The sequence below is a fragment of the Gordonia sp. IITR100 genome (assembly GCF_002009645.1).
GTDB lineage: Bacteria > Actinomycetota > Actinomycetes > Mycobacteriales > Mycobacteriaceae > Gordonia > Gordonia hongkongensis.
Genome location: NZ_MVKV01000040.1, coordinates 1 through 4,291, shown reverse-complemented (window position 1 = coordinate 4,291; position 4,291 = coordinate 1). Strand labels below are relative to the sequence as shown.

Here is a 4,291-nt window from a genome sequence, read left to right as displayed (position 1 = left end):
TCCTCCGACTCCAGTCCGCCGTAGCCACCGCAAACACCTCCATGATCATGGTGTTGCGACGACCAGTTGAATCCGCCCTGACTTCCAGCATCCGAATGATGAATCAGCTCAGCAGCTTTCACCGGATGACCCTCTCGTTTCCGCTGCCACAGCGCCATCCGAAGCGGGACCGTCACCAGCTCCACCGTCTTCGACGTCGAGGCGTGCCACGCCACGATCCGACGTGAGAACACGTCGATGATGAACACCACGTACACCCACCCCGCCCACGTCCGGCAGTAGGTGAAATCGGTCACCCACACCCGGTTCGGCTCGACGGCACTGAACTGTCGATTCACCAGATCCTCCGCACGTACACCATCAGCGGACCGCACGGTCGTACGGACTCCCTTGGACCTTCGAATCCCGTTGTGGCCTAGCACTTTCATCGCTCGATCAACGGCGCCATAGGACACCCCGGGCAGTGTTGTCCGATGCAGATGGGCGCGCATCTTCACCCGCCCGTAGAGGCCCTCCGGAGTCATCTTCCGCCGGCCGTCGTCATCGGTGCGCCAGACCACGGTGCGCACCGCATCGACGACGTGGGCATCGGAGACGGTCCGAGCGGCAGGCGTGCGTGTTCGCGATGCCCGGTAGGTTCGTGCGGCAATCATGCAGCCCTGCTCACGCAAGACCCGACAGATCGACTCGACCGCAAAACCGTTGGCGCGCATCTGATCTATGAACGCCACGATCATCGGTTGCGGCGGTCGAGTTCCCCCGCGAAGAAAGTCGTCGCCGCTTTCAAAATGGCAACGTCCTCTCGCAATTGCTTGTTCTCCGCCTTGAGTCGCTTGATCTCAGCGGACTCCTTCGACGTGGTCCCCGACCGGGCGCCGGCATCGACCTGGGCCTGCACGGCCCACCGACGTACCGTCTCCCCACCGACACCGACCTGCTTGGCGATCGCCTCTGCCGCGGCAGTCAACGACGTGTACTCGCCGCCGTGCGCCTCCAGCAAACGCAAGGCCCTCGAACGGACCTCCGGATCGATCTTCTTAGGCATGTGCTCATCCTTCCTGACTCAGAAGGAAGCGGCATCAAACCAGGGGTGATTCACGGACCTTCTCGGTGAACAAGGGATCTCTCGACAGCTTCCACGAATCCTGTTTGTGCGGAGCCAATCCGAACGCCCGCCACACACGCGACACGGTTGACTGTGACATGTCGAGATGCTCGGCCATCGCCCGCGTCGACCAGTGTGTCGCATTCTTCGGAGTGGTCTCGAGAGTCGCGGTGATCAAGTTTTTGATCTGCTCGTCGTCGACGGTGCGAGGTCGCCCAGGCCGGGGTTCGTCGAGCAACCCCTCGCAGCGGTGCTCGACGAACCGGCCTCGCCAGCGCCGCACGGTACTGCGATTGAGGCCGAGTCGTTGTGCCACTTCAGTATTCGAACCGCCATCAGCGGCGGCGAGAACGATTCGTGAGCGCATCGCCAAACCCGAGGCCGTCGTTCGCCGACGCGCCCACCCTTCGAGCTCACGGCGCTCGTCATCAGTCAGAACAATATCCACTGCTCGCGGACCCCGGGTTGCCATTCCCTAGCCTAACAACCGAACGGAAATTAATGACTCAGGACACTAGATCCGCAGCAACTAACGATTTTCTTTCCGGTGCATACTATAAGAAGATCGCTCAGACCCTTGAACGCGGAAAGTTTGATCTTCTTTTCCTTCCGGATGCTCTCGCAGTCGAGGACAGCTACGGCCATGATCTGCAAACAGGCGTCGGACTGGGCGGCCAGGGCGCGATCGCACTCGAGCCCGCCACGGTGGTGGCGACGATGGCCGCCGTGACCGACCGGTTGGGACTTGGAGCCACCATCTCCACCACGTATTACCCGCCGTTTCACGTCGCCCGTATCCTGGCAACGCTGGATAACCTGTCCGACGGGCGGGTGTCGTGGAACATCGTGACATCGCTGAACGATTCAGAGGCAAAGAACTTCGGAATCGATGCTCATCTTGAACACGACACCCGTTACGACCGCGCGGACGAGTTCGTCGAGGTCGTACGTAAGCTGTGGAACTCGTGGGACGATGATGCGCTGCTGTTGGACAAGATCTGCGGCCGGTTCGCTGATCCTAAGAAAGTTCATTACGTCGATCACCGTGGTGACTGGTTCGACGTGCGCGGCCCCCTGCAAATCCCCCCTTCAAGTCAGCGCGAGCCAGTACTCCTCCAGGCCGGATTGTCGCCTCGCGGTAGACGTTTCGCGGGCCAGTGGGCCGACGCCGTGTTCAGCATCTCGCCGACGCTGGAGATGATGCAGCGCACGTACCAGGACATCAAGGGGCAAGTGAGTGCCGCGGGTCGCAACCCCGACGCCACGAAGGTTTTCACAGCTGTCATGCCCATACTTGGGGAGACCGAGGCGATCGCACGCGATCGCCTCGAATACATCAACGGTCTCGTCCACCCCGAGGTCGGTCTGTCGACGTTGTCGAGTCATAGTGGAATCGACTTGTCCGCCTTCCCCCTAGACGCGAAGTACTCCGACATCGTCGCGAGCTTGGGGGACGCGCACATCCCCACCATGCTCCACATGTTCTCCACGGTTGCGAGCGACGGCGAGGATCTGACACTGGCCGACCTTGGAAAGCGTTATGGCACGAACGTGGGTTTTGTCCCGCAGTGGGGAGGAACGCCCACCCAGATCGCCGACAGACTGGTCGAGTACTTCGATGCGAGAGCGGCTGATGGGTTCATCATCTCCGCCGCCTATCTGCCCGGCGTTTACGAGGACTTTGTCGACCAGGTGGTGCCGCTGTTGCAAGAACGTGGGGTATTCCGCGACGAGTATGAGGGATCAACGCTGCGCGACCACCTCGGCCTGGAACTGCCAAGCGGGGCGGCGGCGCTGTGACCGACACCAGCTCAGCGGTCCACACCCTCGCGTACAGCAACTGCCCTGTTCCCAACGCCCTGCTGGTTGGCCGCGAGTCGCAGTTGCTCGCCGAGGCTGGCATCAATCTGGACGTGCTGGGAGGGCCGCTGGGCTCCTTGCACTTCACCTACGATCATCCCGCTTACACCCGATTCGGCGGAGAGATCCCGCCGTTGGTGAGTGAGGGCCTGCGTGCACCGGGTCGCACACGCCTCCTGGGCGTCACCCTGTTCGAGGGAAAGCTGGGCTTTTACGCGGCCGACCCCACCCTGACCGCACCGGAGCAACTGGCGGGGCATCGTGTCGGCGTATCCGCATCGGCAATCCGGATCCTGCGCGGCGACCTTGGTGACTACCGACAGCTCGACCCGTGGCGCCAGACTCTCGTCGCACTGGGCACTTGGGAGGCGCGAGCCCTGCAGCACACCCTTCGTCACTCCGGCGTAACAGTAAACGATATCGAGCTCGTACCCATTGAGACGGCGGGAGTCGACTTACCGCAGGACCGACTCAGCGCATCGGCATCAGTGAACGGTTCGGACCTCTTTCCCGCCGTCGGGGCCCATCAGGCACAAGTCTTTGCCGGGGGGACGGTCGATGCGCTATTCAGCTGGCTTCCGTGGTCCGCGGAGTTCGAAGACCTCACCGGTGTTAGACCGCTGCGTGACCTGAGCTTGGACAGGACAAGCCACTACGCCAGCGTTTGGACAATCAGCGCGCAACTCGTCGATAAGAACCCGTCACTCGTGCAGCATCTGGTGGATACGGTGGTCCGGGCAGGCTCCTGGGCGCGCGATCATCTGACCGAGACAGTCGCGATTCATGCCCGCAACCTCGGTGTTAGCGAGACTGCGGTGACACGCGGTTTCGGCGAGCACTTCACCGACAACTTAGTACCCACCCTCGACCACGATGCGCTCACTGTCCTTGCTGCGACACAGCGGTACCTGGTCGACCACGATCTGGTGGATAAGGCGATCGACCTGACTGATTGGTCGGCCCCGGAATTTCTGCAGACGAGCCTGCGTACATGCGCGGCCGGCACATCAGCGATTGGAGAATACGAATGACAGTCACCGACGACACGGCGGCGGCCACCGACCGGCGGGCGGGCGATCCTCTCGCGGTGGCTCGAGACCTTGCTGCAAGCTGGCGGGAGGGAATCGTCGAACGGGATCGCGATGGGGGGCCAGCCACCCGTGAGAAAGAGGACTTACGCCTAAGTGGTCTGCTGGCGCTCGCGGTACCCGAGGAGCACGGTGGTTGGGGCGCAGATTGGCCGACGGTCTGAACCGCCCCGGGTCTGTCGGAGGCTCTCGAACCTGTGAAGGATGGAGAGCATGGCAGCACCACGCAAGTACAGTG

2 protein-coding genes and 2 pseudogenes are annotated in these 4,291 nt (G+C 62.2%); 2 read left to right on the top strand and 2 right to left on the bottom strand.

The window, feature by feature from the left end; genetic code table 11:
• Nucleotides 1-71: 71 nt before the first annotated feature.
• Together B1818_RS24640 and B1818_RS23750 are read right to left on the bottom strand one after the other, a co-directional pair.
• Nucleotides 72-1,045 (bottom strand): annotated as a pseudogene (locus tag B1818_RS24640) (IS3 family transposase); the annotation flags it as partial.
• Between the two features lie 49 nt (nucleotides 1,046-1,094).
• Nucleotides 1,095-1,577: pseudogene (locus tag B1818_RS23750) on the bottom strand (IS630 family transposase); the annotation flags it as partial.
• Nucleotides 1,578-1,606: 29 nt separating this feature from the next.
• On the opposite strand from B1818_RS23750, the gene B1818_RS23745 reads away from it, so the two are divergent.
• Nucleotides 1,607-2,905 (top strand): LLM class flavin-dependent oxidoreductase, encoded by a 1,299-nt coding sequence (locus B1818_RS23745; RefSeq protein WP_068970850.1) that lies wholly within the window; start codon nucleotides 1,607-1,609, stop codon nucleotides 2,903-2,905.
• Nucleotides 2,902-3,996, top strand: a complete 1,095-nt coding sequence (locus tag B1818_RS23740) for a hypothetical protein (protein WP_004022072.1) — start codon at nucleotides 2,902-2,904, stop codon at nucleotides 3,994-3,996. Before B1818_RS23745 ends, B1818_RS23740 begins: the two co-directional genes overlap by 4 nt.
• Nucleotides 3,997-4,291: the final 295 nt, after the last annotated feature.